Annotated in this window: 21 protein-coding genes; 15 read left to right on the top strand and 6 right to left on the bottom strand. The window is 68.8% G+C overall.

Translation table 11 applies throughout. From position 1 onward, the window contains the following. Window positions 1–139: 139 nt before the first annotated feature. From ABD324_RS30540 to ABD324_RS30530, 3 genes are read right to left on the bottom strand one after another with little or no spacing between them, the layout of a single operon-like run. A complete protein-coding gene (locus tag ABD324_RS30540; RefSeq protein ID WP_344424978.1) occupies window positions 140–919 on the bottom strand; it encodes a coniferyl-alcohol dehydrogenase in 780 nt (259 codons plus the stop codon). A gap of 17 nt (window positions 920–936) precedes the next feature. Continuing rightward, window positions 937–1686 (bottom strand): alpha/beta fold hydrolase, encoded by a 750-nt coding sequence (locus tag ABD324_RS30535; protein ID WP_344424975.1) that lies wholly within the window; start codon window positions 1684–1686, stop codon window positions 937–939. 54 nt (window positions 1687–1740) lie between these two features. Next, complete coding sequence (locus ABD324_RS30530) at window positions 1741–3198, bottom strand: benzaldehyde dehydrogenase (protein WP_344424972.1); 1458 nt, start codon at window positions 3196–3198, stop codon at window positions 1741–1743. A gap of 205 nt (window positions 3199–3403) precedes the next feature. Between ABD324_RS30530 and ABD324_RS30525 the strand changes: the two genes are divergently transcribed. From ABD324_RS30525 to ABD324_RS30465, 13 genes are all read left to right on the top strand, one after another. Next, window positions 3404–4063: an RraA family protein gene (locus ABD324_RS30525; RefSeq protein ID WP_344424969.1), complete on the top strand. Its 660-nt coding sequence runs from the start codon at window positions 3404–3406 to the stop codon at window positions 4061–4063. Between the two features lie 55 nt (window positions 4064–4118). Continuing rightward, window positions 4119–5057, top strand: a complete 939-nt coding sequence (locus ABD324_RS30520) for an amidohydrolase family protein (protein WP_344424966.1) — start codon at window positions 4119–4121, stop codon at window positions 5055–5057. Further along, the gene (locus ABD324_RS30515; RefSeq protein ID WP_344424963.1) at window positions 5054–5449 is read left to right on the top strand and encodes a RidA family protein; all 396 of its coding nucleotides are present in this window, start codon (window positions 5054–5056) and stop codon (window positions 5447–5449) included. Before ABD324_RS30520 ends, ABD324_RS30515 begins: the two co-directional genes overlap by 4 nt. Further along, complete coding sequence (locus tag ABD324_RS30510; protein WP_344424960.1) at window positions 5446–6141, top strand: RraA family protein; 696 nt, start codon at window positions 5446–5448, stop codon at window positions 6139–6141. The genes ABD324_RS30515 and ABD324_RS30510 overlap by 4 nt, the downstream gene beginning before the upstream one ends. Continuing rightward, on the top strand, window positions 6125–6781 hold the full coding sequence (locus ABD324_RS30505) for an RraA family protein (RefSeq protein ID WP_344424957.1): 657 nt from the start codon (window positions 6125–6127) through the stop codon (window positions 6779–6781). Before ABD324_RS30510 ends, ABD324_RS30505 begins: the two co-directional genes overlap by 17 nt. Before the next feature lie 5 nt (window positions 6782–6786). Further along, the gene (locus ABD324_RS30500) at window positions 6787–7833 is read left to right on the top strand and encodes a DODA-type extradiol aromatic ring-opening family dioxygenase (RefSeq protein WP_344424954.1); all 1047 of its coding nucleotides are present in this window, start codon (window positions 6787–6789) and stop codon (window positions 7831–7833) included. After that, a complete protein-coding gene (locus tag ABD324_RS30495) occupies window positions 7826–8569 on the top strand; it encodes an SDR family NAD(P)-dependent oxidoreductase (protein ID WP_344424951.1) in 744 nt (247 codons plus the stop codon). The genes ABD324_RS30500 and ABD324_RS30495 overlap by 8 nt, the downstream gene beginning before the upstream one ends. Before the next feature lie 63 nt (window positions 8570–8632). After that, on the top strand, window positions 8633–9844 hold the full coding sequence (locus ABD324_RS30490) for a cytochrome P450 (protein ID WP_344424948.1): 1212 nt from the start codon (window positions 8633–8635) through the stop codon (window positions 9842–9844). 102 nt (window positions 9845–9946) lie between these two features. After that, a complete protein-coding gene (locus tag ABD324_RS30485) occupies window positions 9947–11116 on the top strand; it encodes an amidohydrolase family protein (RefSeq protein WP_344424946.1) in 1170 nt (389 codons plus the stop codon). 81 nt (window positions 11117–11197) lie between these two features. Further along, entirely contained in the window at window positions 11198–12286 is a 1089-nt protein-coding gene (locus ABD324_RS30480; protein WP_344424944.1) for a zinc-dependent alcohol dehydrogenase, read from the top strand. A gap of 61 nt (window positions 12287–12347) precedes the next feature. After that, window positions 12348–13631, top strand: coding sequence for an amidohydrolase family protein (locus tag ABD324_RS30475; protein ID WP_344424941.1), 1284 nt, complete (start codon window positions 12348–12350; stop codon window positions 13629–13631). A gap of 56 nt (window positions 13632–13687) precedes the next feature. After that, window positions 13688–14110, top strand: coding sequence for a nuclear transport factor 2 family protein (locus tag ABD324_RS30470; protein WP_344424938.1), 423 nt, complete (start codon window positions 13688–13690; stop codon window positions 14108–14110). Window positions 14111–14366: 256 nt separating this feature from the next. Continuing rightward, window positions 14367–14834: a MarR family winged helix-turn-helix transcriptional regulator gene (locus ABD324_RS30465; protein ID WP_344424936.1), complete on the top strand. Its 468-nt coding sequence runs from the start codon at window positions 14367–14369 to the stop codon at window positions 14832–14834. Window positions 14835–14948: 114 nt separating this feature from the next. Here the strand turns inward: ABD324_RS30465 and ABD324_RS30460 are convergent, their stop codons facing one another. The 3 genes from ABD324_RS30460 to ABD324_RS30450 are packed head-to-tail and all read right to left on the bottom strand — an operon-like array spanning window position 14949 to window position 18398. Then, window positions 14949–15947, bottom strand: a complete 999-nt coding sequence (locus tag ABD324_RS30460; protein WP_344424933.1) for a peptidyl-alpha-hydroxyglycine alpha-amidating lyase family protein — start codon at window positions 15945–15947, stop codon at window positions 14949–14951. Then, window positions 15934–17106: a lactonase family protein gene (locus ABD324_RS30455; protein ID WP_344425509.1), complete on the bottom strand. Its 1173-nt coding sequence runs from the start codon at window positions 17104–17106 to the stop codon at window positions 15934–15936. Before ABD324_RS30455 ends, ABD324_RS30460 begins: the two co-directional genes overlap by 14 nt. Next, complete coding sequence (locus tag ABD324_RS30450; protein ID WP_344424930.1) at window positions 17103–18398, bottom strand: Rieske 2Fe-2S domain-containing protein; 1296 nt, start codon at window positions 18396–18398, stop codon at window positions 17103–17105. Before ABD324_RS30450 ends, ABD324_RS30455 begins: the two co-directional genes overlap by 4 nt. Before the next feature lie 174 nt (window positions 18399–18572). Between ABD324_RS30450 and ABD324_RS30445 the strand changes: the two genes are divergently transcribed. Both ABD324_RS30445 and ABD324_RS30440 read left to right on the top strand, forming a co-directional pair. Next, a complete protein-coding gene (locus tag ABD324_RS30445; RefSeq protein ID WP_344424927.1) occupies window positions 18573–19841 on the top strand; it encodes a cytochrome P450 in 1269 nt (422 codons plus the stop codon). Beyond that, window positions 19838–20035: a ferredoxin gene (locus ABD324_RS30440; protein ID WP_344424924.1), complete on the top strand. Its 198-nt coding sequence runs from the start codon at window positions 19838–19840 to the stop codon at window positions 20033–20035. The genes ABD324_RS30445 and ABD324_RS30440 overlap by 4 nt, the downstream gene beginning before the upstream one ends. Window positions 20036–20046 lie beyond the last annotated feature (11 nt).

Below are 20046 nucleotides of genomic sequence, written 5' to 3'. Positions count from 1 at the left end.
CACCCGTGATGCTGTCCGGCAGAAGCCGTCCACCTCGAGGGCCTGTATCGCCTCTTGCGCTCCCACTATAGCTTATAACTGCAGTGGGATCGATGGCCCGGAACGCCCGCCTTGGACTCCGGCGTTCCGGTCCCCGTGCTCAGTCGCCGAGCCCCGTCGAGGTCATGGCGATGTAGCTCGACATCCCGCCGTCGACGGTGAGGTTGGCGCCGCGCAGCCAGACGGAGGCGTCCGATTGGAGGAACGCGATCACCGGCGCGATGTCCTGTGGCGTGCCCAACCGGTCCATCACGCGCATGTCCTCCTCGGCGCGCGCGCCCAGGGTCGCGGCGAAGTCGGGGAGGATGGGGGTGTCGACGGGGCCGGGGCTGACGACGTTCATACGGATCCCGCGGTCGCGCCAGGTCCACCGGTTCCGCATCGTCCAGGTGAGGAGGACTTCCTTGGAGAAGAAGTAGCTCCGGCCGCCGTCACTCATGTCGTACTGTCGGCAGAAGCGTTCGACGTCGTCGAAGTCGGTCTTGTCGAAGTCCTTGATCTGGTCGACCGCGTCGGCCCAGCCGATGCCGGCGAGCGAGCCGAGGTTGGTGATCGACGCACCGCCCGCGAGCTTGGGGACCAGTCTCCGGGTGAGGCGCTGCGGAGCCAGGGCGTTGACCTTCAGGACCAGCTCGGGCGGAGCCGTCGGGGGCAGCCCGGCGATGTTGCACAGCCCGTCGAGGGAGTCGGGGAGCCGGCCCACCAGCTCGTCGATGGCGGCCGGATCGGTCAGGTCGGTCTCGATGAAGCGGTCCAGCTCGTCATTCGGGTTGCGGTCGACCCCGATGACGGTCGCCCCCCGCCGGGTGAGCTCTCGGGCCGTCTCCAGCCCGATGCCCGACGAGCACCCGGTCACGACGATCGTCTTGCCATCCAGCATCTGGTCTCCTCGTACCTCTAGTGCAGCGTGGGCCGGAGCGGCCCGCGCGGACGCGTCGCGGTCGCGACGAGCAGGAGCTCCGCGAGCTCGGCCGGTCGGCTCAGGAACGGCGAGTGCGCAGAGTCGATCATGAGGGGGTCCACCCCCAGCCGGCCCGCGGTCAGGGCGCTGTGGAGGGGCGGATTGAGGTGGTCCCGAACACCGCCGATGTAGCTCCGAGGAAGGTCGGCGGCCCAGAACCGAGGGACCGACACCGGCTCTCCGAGCACCGAGATCGCCTGGGGTGCAAGGCGTTCGTACGCCCACCGGGCCATCTTGTCCGTACAGTCCCCGTAGAAGCCCAGCCGGGCCTGCTCGAAGCCGAACGAGAAGGCCGAGCCATCCGGTTCGAGCCGCGAGTTGCTGCGGATGAGCTCGAGGGCGTCCGCGGGATCGGCGGATCCGCCTCCCATCACCGACAGGATCGGCCACCCCTCGACCGGCAGTGGGCCGGCGAGGTAGACGACGTGGCCGACGTCCGTGCGGACGTCGGCCGCCATCGTCGCGACGACGCATCCCATGGAATGGCCGACCAGCACATCGCCCGGCCGTATCACCTCGGCAACCGCGTCGCGATAGCCGCCGAGCGTCGGACGCTCCCCGGCTCGGGAGCCGTGCCCGGGCAGGTCGACAGCCACGGTCTCGTGGCCCAACCCGGCCAGCTCGGCGGCCAGGTACTCCCAGCACCATGCGCCGTGGTTGGCGCCGTGCACGAGAACGAAGCGCATGGCTCGTGGGTCTTCTTTCCGTGAACACTGCAGCAAGGTCACGACGGCGCCCGCTCAGAACGGGTATGCGGGCAGCGATCCCCGAACGGTGATCCACTGGACGTCGGTGAAGGCCTCCAGGTTGGCCTTGGCACCGCCGTGTCGGGATCCGGTGCCCGAGTTGCCGACTCCGCCGAACGGCACGGTGGCCTCGTCGTTGACGGTCTGGTCGTTGATGTGGACCAGCCCGCTCGGGATCTGCTCGGCGATCTCCAGCCCACGTGTCACGTCGGTCGTGAGGATGCCGAGCGACAGGCCGTACGGGGTGTCCGAGGCCATGCGGATCGCCTCCTCGACAGCGTCGAAGGCGACGATCGGGGCGACCGGCCCGAAGATCTCGTCCGTGTAGGCCGGCGCGGTGCGCGGCACGTCGGCCAGGACCGTCGGGCGGTAGTAGAGATCGTCGTAGGTGCCGCCGGCGGCCAGCCGGGCCCCGGCCATGACGCTCCGCGTGACAATGCCGTGGATCGCGTCCCGCTGCTTCTCGTCGATGATCGGACCGAGCGCGACGGTCCCGGTGGTGGGGTCCCCGACGGGCAGGTGGTCGGCGTGGGCCGCGAGCGCCGAGACGTAGTCGGCGGCGATGCCGGTCTGGACCAGGTGGCGCGACGTGGCCATGCAAATCTGTCCCATATGGACGAACGAGCCCCAGGCGCCGACGGACGCGGCCTTCTCGATGTCGACGTCGTCGAGGATCAGCAGGGCCGAGTTCCCGCCCAGCTCCAGGTGGACGCGCTTGAGGTGCTGGGCGGCCAGGGCACCGACAGCCCGGCCGGCGCGGGTCGACCCCGTGAAGGCGATGACCCGCACCAGCGGATCGGCCACGACGGCCTCGCCGACGTCCGCGCCACCCGGGAGCACATGCAGCAGCCCTTCGGGTAGGCCGGCCTCGGCGAAGAGGGCTGCGATCACCGCACCGCCCGAGATGGACGTCCGCAGGTCGGGCTTGAGGATGACGGCGTTGCCCAGGGCGAGCGCCGGTGCGACCGCCCGGATGGCGAGGATCGTGGGCACGTTGAACGGGGAGATCACGCCGACGACGCCGACCGGGACGTGGCGGGACATGCTCAGGCGCTGCTCGTGGGACCGCAACAGCTCGCCGTACGGGGCGGCCGCCAGCGCGGCCGCCTCGTAGCACTCCTCCGCCGAGGTGGTGACCTGGAAGTGGCCGAAGGGCCCGATCGCGCCGCTCTCGCGCATCAGCCAGTCGACGATCTCGTCGGCGTGGGACTTCCAGAGGTCCCCGGCGCGGCGCAGCACCGCTGCGCGCTCGGTGTAGGGGCGGGCCGCCCATTCGACTCGGGCGTCGTTCGCGACCCGCGCGGCATCGGTGACGTCCTCGGGCGTGGCGGTCCCGATGGCGCCGAGCACCTCACCGGTGGCGGGGGAGAGCACATCGTGGGTCTTGCCGCCGCCGGGCTTCCACTCACCGGAGTAGAGCTTGCCGATCCAGCGTCCGTCGAGCAGCGTCACTCGCGGTCCTCCAACGTTGGTGGACGAGTGCCCAGGCGGTTCCGGAGCGGGCGTACCCGAACCGGAGCGACGGGCTCTTGCATCGCCGGACTGTAGTCTATAAGCTATCGCTCATCAAGGTCGATGGCGCAGCTGTCCGCAGGGAAAGGACATGGCTGCCGTGCAAATCCCTTGGTTCACCGTAGCGTCGCGGCAAGGAGGCACAGTGGCATCCGATGTCACCATTGCCCATGAGCAATCCCCGTCCACTCTCTTCGAGGGCCTGGATAGCGCCACCATTCACGAAGCGCAGGGAAAGACCGGCGAGCTCCCCTCGAGTATTCGGGCTATGGTCCCGGACCCTCTCTTGTGCGGGCCGGCCTTCACCGTGGAATGTCCCGGCGTCGACAACCTCTGGCTGCATCGCGCGCTGTACGAGGCCGCGCCCGGGGACGTCCTTGTCGTCGACGTGGCAGAGGACGGTGACGCGGGCTACTGGGGCGAGGTCCTCAGTCACGCCGCGCGTGCCCGAGGCCTCGCCGGCCTGGTCATCAACGCCTGTGTCCGCGACGGCGCCCGGCTCGGCGCGGTCGGGCTCCCGGTCTTCGCGACGGGCCTGCACATCCGCGGGACCGGCAAGGACCCCCATGGTCGCGGCTTCCTGAACCGGCCCGTCCGGTTCGGCCGGACCGTCGTCGCGCCCGGCGACATCGTATTCGGGGATCTCGACGGAGTGGTCGTCGTGCCGGCTGACCGAATGGTGTCGGTGGTCGACGAGGCGCGTCGGCGAACAGTAGCGGAAACGGACATCATCGACCGGCTACGCAACGGCGAATCCACGCTCGACATCTACGGTCTGAGGACATTCATCAGTCATGATCATTGACAGTCATGCGCACACGGTGGCGAGCCCGGTCGGCCCCACGGTCGGCGGAGCACTCATGGGGATCTGGACGGTTCTCGAGGCGTCCGGCGACTACTACGGCAAGCCCGCCGGCCCGCCCGAGGACGACATCCTCGGCGGCGCGGAGCGGCAGATCCGGCTCATGGATGAGGTGGGCACGGACATCCAGCTCACGTCGCCGCGGCCCTTCGTCACCAAGAACTCGCACCAGCCGGGACGCATCGTCCACTACTGGACCGAGATCAACAACGATGTCATCGCCACCCAGGTGGCGGCACACCCGGACCGCCTGCGCGGCATCGGAGCGCTGCCGTTCGTCCACGGCCGACCGGTCAGCGAGGTGTTCGAGGAGCTCCACCGGCTCCTGGAGCTCGGCTTCGTCGGCATCGTGCTCAACCCGGACCCGGCCGAGGGCCTCGGCGGCTCGCCCCTTCTGCACGACGAGTACTGGTACCCGCTGTACGAGCTGATGATCGAGCACGACGTCCCGGGGCTCCTGCACTCGAGCGCGTGCTACGGGCGAGAGAACTACAGCGAGCACTTCATCTCCGAGGAGAGCCTCGCGATCAACTCGATCATCCGCGGCCGCGTCTTCGAACGGTACCCGGACCTGAAGCTGATCATCCCGCACGGCGGTGGTTCCATCCCGTACCAGATCGGCCGGTGGCTCGCCCACGACGTGTCGATGCGGCAGATCGACCCTGGGCGCGAGCCCTACCAGGAGACCCTCAAGCGGTTCTGGTTCGACACCTGCCTGTACTCCGAGCCGTCGCTGCAGCTGCTCTTCGACACCGTCGGCACGGACCGGGTCCTCTTCGGGACCGAGCGTCCGGGCAGTGGCGGACCGTACGACGACCTCAAGCCGGTGCTGGAGAAGATGACCGGCATCGACGACGCCGACCGCGCGGCGATCTTCGAGCAGAACGCCCGGAACGTCTACAGCCGACTTCCGGCCGACTTCTCCGCCGGCTCATGAGCGCCGAGTCCATCGACGTGCCGGGGCTGGGGCACGGCGGCATGCCCATCCCGACCGGCTGTCGGGTCGGCCCGCTGCTGGTGTCCGGCGGGATCGGGGGCACCGACCCGGCGACCGGCGTCATGCCGGCCGACGGCCCCGACCAGGTCCTGGGCATCTTCGAGAACGTGCGCCGGTTCCTCAAGGCCGCCGGTGCCACGGAGGCGGACGTCGCGAAGATGACCTTCTTCGTCGTCGACCGGAGCCTGCGGGAGCACATCAACACCAGCTGGGTCGAGATGTTCCCGGACGAAGGCCGCCGGCCCGCGCGGCACACACTGGTGGCGCAGCTCGCCGCTCCGATGGTCGTCCAGTGCGAGGTGCTGGCGTACGTCGAGGACGGTTCGCGATGACGGACCTGGCCGCGATGGTGGCGGAGCTGCGGCAGCACGACACCTGCGTGCTGTCCGACGCCCTGGACCGAGCGGGTGTCGAGGGTGTCGCCCACGGCCTCGGCCCGCTGACGGTGGACCAGGCGCTCGTCGGCCGGGTCCGCACCATGCAGCTCGCACCGGACGACGGCACGCACACCACGCGCGTCCACCTGGGTGCCGCGGTGATCCTGCGTGCCGGCAGCGACGAGGTGATCGTGATCGCCGGCGGCTCGACCGAGGCCGCCGGCTGGGGCGGCCTGCTGACCCGGGGCGCGCGCCAACGAGGGGTGGCCGGGGTCGTGATCGACGGCGCCTCGCGCGACATCCCCGAGGCGCGGGGCATGACCTTCCCCATCTACGGCCGGGCCGCCACCCCGACCTCGGCCCGGAAGCGGCTCGTCGAGACCGCGGTCGACCAGCCGGTGGTCGTCGCCGGGGTCCCGGTCGACGCCGGCGACTACGTCGTGGCCGACGCATCCGGCGTCGTCTTCATCCCGGGTGGGCGGATCGCGGAAATCCTGTCGATCGCCGGAGAAATTGCGCGGGCCGAGCAGGGTTTCGTGTCGGAGCTGAAGAACGGCACCGCGATCGACGAGGTCCTCGATCTGCGCTACGAGACCTTGACCGCTGCCGGAAAGGCCGCAGGAGAGAGGCATGCACATGCCGAGTGACCTGGATGCCCGCATTGCGGAGCTCTCCACCGCCGACGTCAGCGACGCACTCGACAGGCTCGGGCTGGCCGGCCAGTGTTCGGCCGTCCACGGCATCAAGAGTGGCTGGCGTGTCAGTGGCCGCGCCTTTACGATCCGCTACGGTCCGGTCGGTGTCGCGGGTGGGACGGTGGGGGACTTCATCGATGATGTCAGCCCCGGAGACGTGGTCGTGATCGACAATCGGGGCCGCACGGACGTGACGGTGTGGGGCGACCTGCTGACCACGACGGCGCACCGCAACCAGGTGGCCGGGACGGTCATCAGCGGCGTGTGCCGGGACTCCGCGCGGAGCCTCGAGCTCGACTACCCGATCTTCTCCTGCGGGGTCTGGATGCGCACCGGCAAGGACCGCGTGTGCGTGCAGGAGATCGGCGGGACCGTCGACGTCGGCGGGGTGTCGGTGGACGCCGGTGACCACATCGTCGCTGACAACGACGGCGTCGTTGCCATCCCCGCCTCGCACGCGGAGGCGGTCGTCTCCGTGGCCGAGGAGATCAAGGCGGCCGAGGAGCGCATCCGGCAGGCGCTCGCGGAGGGCGGTTCGCTCCGCGAGGCCAGGACCGCGGTGGGCTACCACACCCTGCAGACGGCTCGCTGACGTCGATGTCCTCGGACCTGATCGCCGTGGCCGGCTCCAGCCACAGCCCCATGCTCTCCAGCGAGGGCCGCTCGATCTGGCAGAGCCGTGCCGAGTCCGACCGCAACGGCAGCACCGAGCTGATCGACGTCGCCGGCCGACGCTGGGCGTACGACGACCTGCTCGCGGGGGGCGCCGGGGCGGAGCCGGACGTGGACCGCTGGCTCGGCGAGCACCTGCGCGCCCGCACCGCCATGGCGCGGCTCGGCAAGGATCTGGAGGCCCTCGACCTCGACCTCGCTGTCATCGTCGGTGACGACCAGCTCGAGATGTTCGATGCGTCGAGCATGCCCGCGATCGCCCTGTACAGCGGGCCGGAGGTGCCGCTCGAGCCCCTCGAAGGGATGCCGGCGCCGCTGCGCGAGGCCTTCCGGGACCTCGGGAACGACGGGTCGGTCCGACAGGGGGACCCGGACGCGGCGGTCCAGCTCGTCCGGAGCCTCACCGAGAGCGGCATCGACATCACCGTGGTCGGCGGGATCGGCTCCGGGCGGGCCATCGGCCACGCCTACGGCGCCATCGCCAAGCAGCTGGTCCCCGACCCGTCGATCCGCATCGTCCCGGTCTTCCTCAACACCTACTACGAGCCCAACCAGCCCACGCCCCGTCGCTGTCACGAGCTGGGTGCGGCCCTGCGCCGGGCGATCGAGGCTCTCGCGGGGAACCGGAGGGTCGCGGTCATCGCGTCCGGCGGGCTGAGCCACTTCATCGTCGACCAGGAGCTCGACCATCTCGTGCTGGCCGCGATGGAGAACGGCGACCACGAGCGGCTGCAGCAGCTGGCCACACCGGGACTCGAGTCCGGGACGTCGGAGATCCGCAACTGGGTGTGTGCGGCCGGAGCCATCGGCGACCTCGGGTTCCGATGGTCCGAGTACGTGCCTGTCGTGCGGACCGCGGCCGGCACCGGAACAGGCCTCGCCTTCGCGCTGTGGTCGGCCGAGGCCAGAGCAGAACCACGTGAGGCGGCCATGACCTCTGGTACGCCGGAAGGGGAGCGAGACCATGGGTGAGCTCGACGGGAAGATCGCGGTCATCACCGGTGCCGGTGGTGGGATGGGGAGGGCCTGCGCGGAGGTCTGCGTCCGGGAGGGCGCGAAGGTGGTCGTCGCCGATATCACCGGCGACGAGAAGGAGACGGCGGCGGGCCTCGGCGCGAGCGCCGTACCCTTCCACTGCGACGTGCGCAGCGAGGACGACGTCGCCGCGATGATCCAGACCGCGGTGGACCGATTCGGGCGGCTCGATGCCCTGCTGAACGTGGCCGGCATCGTGTGGTCGGGAAAGATCACCGAGCTCGGAGCGGACGACTACGACCGCATCATGAACACGAACCTGCGCGGCGTCGTCCTCGGCATGAAGTACGGCATCCGGGCCATGCTGGAGTCCGGCGGCGGAGGCGCGATCCTCAACTGGTCCTCGACCGGAGCGCTCGCCTCGCTGGGCAACCCGTCGTCGATCTACAGCGCCAGCAAGGCGGCGGTCATCGCGGCCAGCCGCGATGCGGCCGTCGAGCACGGGCCCGACAACATCCGGGTCAACTCCATCTGCCCGGGCCTCATCCTCACCGAGCGCATGGGCCGGATCGCTGCGGACAAGATCCCGGGCATCACCGACAAGCCGGTCCTCAAGCGTGGTGGCGAGCCTTCCGAGGTCGCCGAGGTCGGGGCCTTCCTGGTGTCCGACCGGGCCTCGTACATCACCGGCACCGCCATCACCGTCGATGGTGGACTGACAGCGAAGCACTAGCTGTCGCCGGCACGACATGCCGGGCAGCTGGTTTTGAGCTCATCGAGCCGAAGGAGGCTTATCGTGGCCCGTTCTACCGAGTCGGTGGAGCAGAATTTCGACCACAACGCGCCCGACTTCACCGAGACGATGCGCGATCGGCTGGCCGACCTGCGCCAGAAGTGCCCGGTCATGCACTCGACGGCGCACGACGGGTTCTGGGTGTTGAGCAAGCACGAGGATATCGTCACGGCGTTGCGCGATCCGGGCACGTACTCCTCGGCCAAGGGCATCTTCATCCCGCGGCCGGTGGGTCAGGCGGTCTACGGCCTCCCGACGGAGTCGGACGAGCCCGACCATTCCCACTACCGCCGCCCGCTCTGGAAGTTCCTCACGCCGGCTGCGGTGAGGCTCTACGAGCCGCTGGTGCGCAGGACCGTCACCGAGCTGATCAACGAGATCATCGAGTCCGGCAAGGCGGACGCGCTGGAGGACCTCGCCAAGCCGCTCCCGGCCCAGATCACGGGCCAGTTCTTCGGCTACACGGCGGCCGAGGGCCGGCGGATCTTCGAGCTCATCTCGACGCTGACCGCCGAGAGCTTCGGGGACAAGGACCAGGCCCGGGAGGCGGCCACCGAGCTGCTCGCCCTCTTCCAGCGCTCGCTCGACGAGGCGCGGAAGAACCCGGGCGACGACGTCAGCTCCGCTATCGTCACCTACGACGTCGATGGCCGGACCTTCTCCGACCAGGAGTGCCTGGGCCTGCTGCGGTCCTCGATCGGCGGGGCGCTCGCCACGACGGTCGCCGCCATCGGCTATGCGGTCTACCTGCTGTGGAAGTACCCGGAGCAGCGGCGCCTCCTGGTCGAGGACCCCGACCTGTCCTCGAGCGCTGTCGAGGAGATCCTCCGCATGGAGTCCCCCGTGTACGCCGTCGGCCGGACCGTCCTGCAGGAGACCGAGGTCGACGGGCTGGTCATCGAGCCGAACGAGCGCGCGCTGCTCGTCTACGACTCGGCCAACTACGACCCGGACGCGTTCGACGAGCCGGAGGAGTTCCGGATCGACCGGCCGAACAACACCCACCTGGCGTTCGGCATGGGCATCCACCGGTGCCTCGGGCAGCACCTCGCGCGGCTGGAGATCCGCGTCGTCATCGAGGAGCTCGTCAGACGGATTCCCGAGTACCGGGTGGTCGGGGAGCCGAAGTTCTCCGCGGTGGCCGGGGTCCTCACCCCTGTCGACCTGCACATCGAGTTCGAACCGGGTGAGCGGGTCCCGCTGCCCGAGGCGTGACCGAGGGCCTGCGCGCGTCGGGCGTCCCGGCCCGACGCGCGCGGTGCCGGGCAAGACATCTCCGGCGCGAGCCGGTGAAGAACACCTGCCGAAAGGACTGTCATGAGCTCCGTTCTCGACTCCATTCCGGTCGTCGATGTCGACTCCCATATTCTCGAACCACCGGACCTCTGGACGAGCCGGCTGCCGAAGAAGTGGCAGGAGGTCGGCCAGGCGCCCCAGGTGATCGCCGATCCGCGCGACGGTGCGCTGCGCTGGACCGTGGCCGGCCACATGCTGGTCGGCGAGGCCACGCACTCCGCAGCCGGGTGGGACGACTGGTACCCGGGTAGGCCGCCGAGCATCAAGGAGGCGGACCCCGGTTCCTGGAACCCCAAGCACCGTCTCGAGCGGCTCGACGAGTACGGGGTCCATTCGCAGGTGATGTTCCCCAACATCCTCGGGTTCTACCAGTACGCGTTCCTCGATCTGGAACCCGATCTGCGGCTGGCCTGCGTCAAGGCGTACAACGACTTCCAGGCCGAGTTCTGTGCGGAGAGCCCGAAGCGGCTGATCCCCCTCGCGAACCTCCCGCTGTGGGACCTCGACGAGGCGGTGGCTGAGCTGGAGCGGTGCCGCGAGATCGGACACAAGGGTGTCAACCTCGGTCTGAACGTCGACAGACTGGGTTTCCCCCGTCTCCGGGACAAGTACTGGGACCCGCTGCTGTCGCGCGCCCAGGAGATGGGGATGCCGATCAACTTCCACGTCGGTTTCAACACCAACGAGGAGGACATCAACTCGTACAAGGCGGCCGGCCAGGAGCGGCTGGACATCGCCAAGCACTCGGCGCTCCTCCTGCTCGGCAACGTCGAGCAGATGTCCGAGGTGATCATGGGTGGCATCTGCGAGCGTTACCCGAACCTGAACTTCGTCTCGATCGAGAGCGGCTTCGGGTACGTCCCGTTCCTGCTGGAGTCCCTCGACTGGCAGTTCAAGAACATGGGCGCGGTCCAGAAGTTCCCGCACATGCTGCTCCCGTCGGAGTACTTCCAGCGCCAGGTCTACGCGACCTTCTGGTTCGAGAAGCACCTGACCCACCTGATCCACCTCTACCCGGACAATGTGATGTTCGAGACGGATTATCCGCACGGTACGTCCCTTTCTCCGGGCCCGGCGTCCATCGCGATGAACGCGCGGGACACCATCAAGGCCAACCTCGGTGAATTGCCGGACGACATCCTGCGCAAGGTGTTGCACGACAATGCCACGCGCGTTTATAATCTGGACTGAGTCGACTTTTCGATTCACATGGTCACCTGTCGCCAGGAATGAGCGGCGCGGGTGTCGAAGCTGACGAGGTGAGAGACCGGCATGAAGGCACGCGCAGCGGTGATGGTGGCTCCCGGGAAGATGGAGGTCCGGGAGTTGGAGGTACCGGCCGATCCGCCGTCCGGCGGCGCGATCGTCCGCATCACCGCGAACGGTCTCTGCGGAGTCGACTACGAGCTCTTTCACCAGCTCATTCCGGCAAAAATCGAATTCCCGATCATTGCCGGCCACGAGATGGTCGGGGAGATCGTGAAACTCGACCCCGAGGCCGCTCGAGCCTGGGGGGTTGCCGAGGGTGACCGCGTCGCAATAGAGCCAAACGTGTATTGCGGCGCCTGTAGGAACTGTATTTCCGGGCGTGGGAGATTCTGTCGGAACCTTTTCCGATATTCTCTCGAGCCTGTCGACTCCGGCCACGGGCTCTGGGGCGGGATGGCCGAGTACATGGTGCTCGTCAAGGGCACCCGGGTCACGAAGGTGCCGAGGCACGTCAGCGATCGCGATGCGGGGCTGTTCAACGTGTTCGGCAACGCGTTCGACATGGCCGGACGGGTCGGTCAGGTGGGCCTCGGCGACCGCGTCCTGATCCTCGGACCCGGCCAGCGGGGTCTGGGGTGTGCCGCGGTCGCCGCCGAGGCCGGTGCCGCCCAGATCATCGTGACCGGGTTGGACCGCGATGCCCACAAGCTGGCCTTGGCGCCCGAGTTCGGGGCGACCGATGTCATCCGGGTGGAGCAGGACGAGACCGTCGAGCGGGTCATGGAGCTGACCGACGGGCAGGGGGTCGATCTCGTCATCGACACGGTCCCGGGTGCGACCGACCCGATCCTGGACGGTGTGGCGGCGCTGCGCTCGGAGGGGACGCTCGTCCTGTCCGGGGTCAAGGGCCGCGAGATCACCGGGCTCAGCCCGGACGTGATCTTCCTGAAAGCACTCACGATCAAGGGGGCGTTCGCCACGACGCCCTGGGCGACTGCCAACTCGATGCGGCTCCTCGCCGGCGGTCGATACCCGTTCGACAAGCTCCATTCGCATGCCTTCGGCCTCGACGACGTCGAGCGCGCGATCGGGATCCTCGGGGGTGATGTGGACGACCCCACCCCGGTCGTCCACATCACCATCGAGCCGTAGTGGTCCCGGCGCCGAGGATTCGGGGCTCTTCCAGCAGCCCAGCTGACGACACGGAGGAAAGATGAATCTCGACGACATGATTCTGGTCAGTGTGGACGATCATGTGATCGAGCCGCCGGACATGTGGGACGGGCGGGTGCCGAAGAAGTACCTGGAGCACGCTCCGAAGCTCGTCCGCCAGGCGGACGGTACGGACGCCTGGGAGTACTTCGGCCTGAAGTCGTCGAACGCCGGGCTCAACGCGGTCGCCGGGCGTCCCCCGGAGGACTACGGCTATGACGCGCAGGCGCTGTCCGACATGCGCCCCGGCTGCTACGACGTGCACGAGCGGGTCCGGGACATGAGTGCCAACGGCGTTCTGGCGGGCCTGAACTTCCCGTCGTGGGCCGGTTTCGCCGCCCGCCAGTTCCTGCGGACGCCGGACAAGGACCTCGCGCTGGCGCTGCTGCGCGCCTACAACGACTGGCACATCGAGGGCTGGTGCGGGGAGTACCCGGACCGCTTCATCCCGCTCGGTGTCGTGCCGGTCTGGGACCCGGCCCTGATGGCAGAGGAGGTCCGCCGGCTCTCGGCGCGCGGGTGCCACGCGGTGACCTTCGCCGAGAACACCGTCCCGCTCGGCCTGCCGAGCCTGCACTCGGATCACTGGGACCCGTTCTGGGCCGCCTGTGAGGACGAGCAGACGGTCGTCTGCATGCACATCGGTGCCTCCGGCGTGCCGGCCACGACCTCCGAGGACGCCCCCGCCGGTGTGCCGCACAGCATCACGGCCGTCGGTCTGATCGGCGCGGCCGCGGATCTCGTGTTCTCCAACATCTTCAAGAAGTTCCCGACGTTCAAGTTCGCGCTGAGCGAGGGCGGGATCGGCTGGGTCCCGTACTTCCTGGAGAAGATCGACAAGCACTACGAGTACCACAAGGCGTGGACCGGCGAGGACTTCGGCGACAAGCTGCCGAGCCAGGTCTTCCAGGAGCGGATCATCACCTGCTTCATCGAGGACTCCGTCGGCATCGAGATGCGCGACAAGATCGGCATCGACACCATCACCTGGGAGTGCGACTACCCGCACTCGGACTCCACGTGGCCGACCTCGCCCGAGAAGCTGTTCAAGGACATCAGCCACATCCCGGACGAGGACATCAACAAGATCACGCACGAGAACGCCATGCGGGCCTTCCAGTTCAACCCTTACCCGGTCCGGCCGCGGGAGAAGTGCACCGTGGGTGCGCTGCGGGCCGAGGCGGCGGACGTCTACACCGGCTACCACCACGTGGCGAAGCGTCCGAAGCTGCCGCCGACGGCTGCCGCGCTCCGGGAGAACCACCACCCGGACGAGGCCATCTGAGCTACGTTCGACCGAAGATCGGGAAACCGGCAGTGACGGGGAATTGAGGACCGCTGATGGCGTCGAAGAATCTCGAGAACTTCCTTGCGCTGATGGCGAAGGTCAAGGGAATGGACCCGACGAGCGACGCGTCGCTCGACATCATGCAGGACTACGTCACCCCGGACATGGAGTTCGTGCAGCCGCCGTCGTTCCCGCACGGTGGCGTGCACGGAGGCCGTGACGGGTGGCGGCACATGGCGAAGACGCTGAACGAGAACTGGCAGCTGCACATCAGTCCCGACCACATGTGGGACATCCCGGAGGAGGACGTCGTCGTCCTCTACGTGAACATGGAGTGGACGGCCCAGAAGACCGGGCGCACCGTCCACTACCCGACGATGGAGCTGCTCCGGTTCAAGGATGGGAGGATCGCGCGCGCCGAGATCTTCCCTCAGGACACGCATGCAGTGCTCGAGACGCTCAACGCGCATGACTAGATGAGACGGGGAAGTCCGTCGATGTGCGTCGTCGTCGAGCGTCGCTCTCGATGACGCAGGCCCGTGGCGGAGCGTCCTGTCCGTAGCTGCGGAGACGTCCGCGGGGCAGGCTGTCGGTACCGGCCCTCAGCCTGTCCCGCTGTGCAACGAGGAGAAGCGTGTGGTCAGCCGTCGCCCACACACCCAGGCCTCCCTCGGGTCTGGTCCGCCGGGTTGCGGCCGCCCGTTCGGTCGAGCCGTCGATGTCCCGAATGACGTGACGGGCCCGGAGATTCGTCCTGGCGAACTCGGCGTCGACGACCTCGCCGTCGCCGACAGGATAGCCTGCCAGGTCGCGGTACTGACGCGGATCGTTCAGCGGCGCTACGCTCGATCGGCCGATTTCGGCCCTGCGATCTGCCATGCGCTCAGTCACCTCGCCCGCGGCGCACCGCAGCGTGCGGGCAGCCTCGCCGAGGCGCTGTGCACCGACCCGTCCACGGTCAGCAGGCAGGTCGCTGCCCTTCTCCGACGAGGACTCATCGAACGTTGTGCTGACCCCTCTGACGGCCGCGCGAGCCTGCTCGCCGTCACCCCCGCCGGCTACGCCGCGCTCGAGCACAGCTGCAGGCCCAAGGTCGAGATCATCGCCGACACCCTGGCCGGCTGGCCGATCGAGGATCGAAGGGAGTTCGTCTCGCTCCTCGCCGAGCTCATCAGCGCGTACCAACGGCAAACACGGTAGCCATGCACCGTGACTGCGACCTGCTCTCGGACCCGGGCGGCGCGTGAACGCGAGCGTTGAACGGGTGCTGCGGCGCGGTTCGCGGACCAATATCCCAGATCTGGGCGAACCGGGTCAGATTCTGGCGAATTTCTGAATGGTATGTGTGCCGGCCGCAACGCGGCCGGTTCGCACTCCGAGGATATGGGTCACCTCGGCCACATAGATGGAGCCTTCCTGGTCCACGCAGATCGAGTGGGGTGCGACGAAGTTGCCGGGCGCCGCGATGTCCTCGCCACCCCAGCGGAGCAGGACCTCGCCCTCTGGGCTCAGCACGCACACCCGGGCAGGTTCGTCGACGTTCACCACCCGGCCGCTCGGCCGGCCGACGCCGACCAAGCGGGGGAACTCCGCCACATAGACCAGCCCATCGCCGTCGATCCAGAGGTCGCACGGCCGCTGCAGGCCGGTCCAGGACGCCTGCCAGACGCCGTCGGGGGAGAAGATCTGGATCCGGTCGTTCTCCCGGTCGGCGACGAACACCCGCCCGTCGCGGTGGACGATGATCCCGTGCGGCACGAGGAACTGTCCCGGACCCTGCCCGAGAGTGCCCCACGAGTCGAGCAGCCGCCCATCCGCCGGGTCGAAGTGGTGGACACGGGCATTGCCGTAGCCGTCGGCGGCGTAGAGGCCCTCGACGGGGTGGGTGGCGACATTCGTCGGCCGGTTGAACGGGGGGCCGGGCCGGGTGATGCCGCTGCCGGGGTCGCCGAGCGCTCCGTCGTGGCCGGTGTCGCTCGGTTCACCGGTGCCCAACCGGTAGACGGGCTCACCGTCCGGGGTGTACTTGCTGACCATGTGTCCGGTCTCGTCGACAAGATAGACGAAGTCCTGGGCATCGATGTGGATCCCGTGCGGCCCTCGGGGCATCGTGAACTCACCGGAGCCCCACGACCGCAGGAACTTCCCGTCGCGGTCGTGGACCAGGACAGGGCACTCGGCCCGGCAGAACAGGTGGACCTCGCCGCGGGAGTTCACCGAGACGCCGGCGACGTCGGGATGCGGCCGATCCGGCGACGTCTGTTCCCAGTCCGGGACCAGCTCGAAGCCCAGGCCGTCCTTACCGACTCTCATGATGGTCCACCTCTCGTGGGGTCGCTCCGGTCCGGAACACGACGTGGGTCGGGCTCGGCACCCGGACCGGGGCGTGGACCGGTGTCGGAGTGCCGGTACCGGTCTCGAGGGAGAAACAGGTCACCGAGTCGCTCCCGGTGTTCGCGGCATAGAGGAACCGCGAGTCGGGGGACAGGGCAATGGTTCGTGCGGAGCTCCCGCCGGCGGGCACCGCACCCCGCAGCCGCGGGTCGGCGGGATCGTCGAGGCCGACGTGGACGATGTGGTCGTGCCCCCGGACCGACGCGTACAGGTGTGTGCCGGAGGGGTGCACCGCGATCCCGCTGGCCCGCCGGCCGACGTCGGGCGCCCTGGGCACCAGCGGGACCGAGCCCAGGATCCGCACCCGCGCCGCCCGGGCGTCGAGCTCGTAGGCGGTGACCGAGACGCCGGGCTCGTCGACGCTGTAGAAGTGGATCCCGTCGGGATGCGGGGCGAGCAGCCGCGGCCCGGCGTGCGGCTGCGGATGCCGCACCACGTGGACGAGGTCCGGGACTCCTGACCGCGCGTCGAACCGGAAGAGGCTCACGGTGTTCTGCGCGAGGTCGCAAGCGACGAGGAACTCGTTGCCCGCATCGACCATGGCGCAATGCGGCTGCGTGTGGACCCCCTCCCGGATCACCGGGATGTCGGTGCCGGGGTAGAAGGGCGGCTGCGGCTCTCCCTCGGGGGGAACCGCGGGCCGGCCGCGGAAGGTCTCGATGCGGGTGACCCCGCCGAGCTCGCCGGAGTCGGCGAGCTCGACGGCGGTCAGGGCGCCGCCCAGCGAGCTGGTGCACAGGGCGTACCGCTCGGTGCGGTCCAGCGCCACGTGGGCGACATGCGGGAAGCGAAGCCGGATGTCGTCGATCTCGGTGAGCGACCCGGTTGCGTCGTCGATCGCATAGGAGACCAGACCTCCACCGGGCGCTCCCCGGTAGCTCCGCGTATGACAGGCGGCCAACAGGAACCGCCCGGTCCGCGAGATGGTCAGCCAGGTCGGGTCGTCGGGACGGTCCGCGACGAGCGCCGGCCGGCCGAGCGCACCGGTCGCCGGGTCGAACGGGGCGGCGTAGATCCCGCCGCCCCGTCCGCCGAAGGAACCGCCGACAGTGTTCGTGCCGACGAACGCGTGGCTCAGGACGTTGTCCCCGCGTCCGCCGGCGTCGCGTCGTGGCGGTCGGGCATGACGACGTCGCGCCAGTCCTCACCGGACTTGAGGGTCGCCTGCAGCGCACGCACCGCCGAGAGGTCGGCCCGCACGACCGGGGGCTCGATGTCGTTCTGCTGCAATGCCCGCGCCGCCTTCAGGAGCTGCCTCCGGAGCCGGGTGACCGCCGCGTCGGACGCCACGAGGCGCTCCTTCGTGCGGTCGATGACACCGCCCATGGAGACGACGACCGCCCAGTCCTCCGCGGCCAGGTGGCCGATGCCGGTGAAGCTGCGGTCCATCTTCGAACGGTCCTGGCCCCAGTTGTTCTCTGCGCTGCCCGTGAAATGGTTGCCGTCGAAGTACGGGGCGTCCGAGTGAGCCCCCGAACCCATGAGCTCGCCGGCGGCCTGCCGGTCCACCACGACGCCGGGGTCGTAGACCAGGGTGATGACGCTGGTCCGCGTGTCGGTCATCGGGACGTCGAACATGTACAGGTTCGGCGGAACGATGTTCAGGAACGGTGCGATGTGCACGTGGATCCGGGCGAAGGTCACGTCGCTTCCGTCGACCACCGCATCGCGCAGCGCCCCGGCGTAGAAGCCGAACTCGGTGTCCTCGACCTCGATCGTGGGGGAGTCGTCGTCGCTCAGCAGCTCGGCGTCCTGCTTGAGGAACGTCAGGTAGTCGTCGCTGGTGTCGGGGCGGAACGGTGAGTAGTCGAAGTGGAGGAGGCTGGCGTGTGCCGAGTCGTGGTGGCCCTCCATCACCTGAACCCAGTTCGCCTCCATCTCGACCCGCATCGGCGCCAGGTGCTCGGACGCGGCGTCCATGAAGACGTAGTTGGGCAGCGGGGGCTCGAGGTCGGCCGGGCCGACGTAGACCCAGATGATCTCGGCGGCCTCGACACAGGGGAAGCTGCGAGCCTTGATCCGGCTCCGGAACGACGCCCCCTCGCGGAGGTTCGGCGTCTCGATGATCGTTCCCTCGGTGTCGAACTTCCACCCGTGGTAGAGGCAGCGGAGCCCGCCGCCCTCGCACCGGCCGAGCGCGAGGGAGGCGCCCCGGTGGGGGCAGGCCTCGTCGAGGAACCCGACGTTGCCGGCACTGTCACGAAAGGCGACGTACTTCTCGCCAAGGAGCTGGAATCGGACCGGATCGCAGTCCGGCCCGGGCAGCTCGGAGGAGAGGAGCACGGGAATCCACGATCGTCGTACCAGGTCTCCCATGGCGGTGCCGGGGCCGACGCGGGTCAGGAACTCGTTCTCTTCCTTGGACAACACTGTCGGACAACTCCTTAGATCGCCGGCCGCTGCCGCACTGGAAACAGCCTATAACCTATGATAGTCTCGGTTCGTTGGCCAGTCCAGAGGGTTCGACGGCTGTGATCCAGCAGCCCTGCCCGGCCGGCATCCCGAGTCCACGGTGGGTCGTGGACGTCTCGACAATGGAGTCCGATGACTTCTCACATCGATCCCGTGAGCCGCGAGTTCGACGTCGATCATCACAGCGAGGAGTTCTGGGAGAGCGCGCCGGAGACCTTCGCGATGCTTCGTGAGAAGTGCCCCGTGGCGCACTCCTCGCAGCACGGCGGCTTCTGGATGCTCACCACGTACGACACCGTGGCCGAAGCGGCGCGTGACGACGACAGGTTCTCGTCCTACCGCGACCTGGACGGGTCCCGCCCGGGGTACGACGGTGTCAGCCTGCCCCCGTCGCGGCGACCGACCCGCACCGGCATGATCGAGCTCGATCCGCCGGAGTTCACCAAGTACCGCAGGCTGCTGAACGCCAGCTTCTCCCCGCAGGCCGTCGAGCGACTCAGGCCACGCATCCTGGAGATCACCACCGCGGTTCTCGATGTCGTGATCGAACGAGGCGAGTGCGAGCTCGTCAAGGACGTCGCGGGTCCGATCACGGCGGCGGTCACCATGGACCAGCTCGGTATCCCGGCCGACCGGGGGATGCGCTACTCCAACACCATGCACGACCTCCTGTCGATCTCACCGACCTCGCCCGGCCAGGCGGCTGCGGTCGCCCAGGTCGAGGAGCTCCTGGGGGAGCTGCGCGAGCAGGTGCGCCTGCGGCGGGCGGCGCCGCAGGACGACTGGATCTCCCTGCTCGTCACGGCAGAGGTCGATGGTGCGCCGATCCCGGACGACATCGTCGTCGAGAACGCGTTCCTCCTCGTGCTCGGCGGGGTGGACACCACCAGTCAACTGATCCTGCACTCGCTGCGCTACCTCCACCAGAACCCGGAGCTCCGCGAGGACCTGCGCGAGCATCCGGAGCGGCTGCGCAACGCCTGCGAGGAGTTCCTGCGCTATTTCTCGCCGATCCAGTGGTTCGCGCGGACGGTCACCCGTGACTGCGAGGTCGACGGCGTGGACCTCAAGGCCGGTGAGCGGGTGCTGCTCTGCTGGGGTTCGGGCAATCACGACGCCGCGCACTTCGAGGACCCGGAGGTCGTCAACATCGACCGGTCCCCGAACCGGCACATGGCGTTCGGGGTCGGGGTCCACCGGTGCATCGGTTCGCACCTGGCCCGGGCGCAGTTCGAGATCGTGGTCGGCGAGATCCTGCGGCGCATGCCGGACTACTCCGTCGACGAGGGCGAGACCCGTCCGTACCCGGACCGTCAGGTCAACGGGCTCGTCCGGATGCCGGCGAGCTTCACGCCGGGATCGCGAGAGGCGCTCGTGGCCACCGAGGCGGGGAGCGCATGAAGGCCCAGGTCGACGCGGACCGGTGTTCCGGCCACGGCCGCTGCTTCGACGTGGCGCTGGAATTCTACGAGCCGGACGATGAAGGCTACAACGCGTTCCGAGGGCAGACGGTCGACATTCCACCCGGAATGGAGGATGCGGCCACGGCCGGGTCTCGACACTGCCCCGAGGCGGCCATCGCCATTCTCGACTAAGTGTGCCGCGA

This window comes from Pseudonocardia ailaonensis (assembly GCF_039531635.1).
GTDB lineage: Bacteria > Actinomycetota > Actinomycetes > Mycobacteriales > Pseudonocardiaceae > Pseudonocardia > Pseudonocardia ailaonensis.
This window is presented reverse-complemented; position numbering and strand designations above follow the sequence as displayed.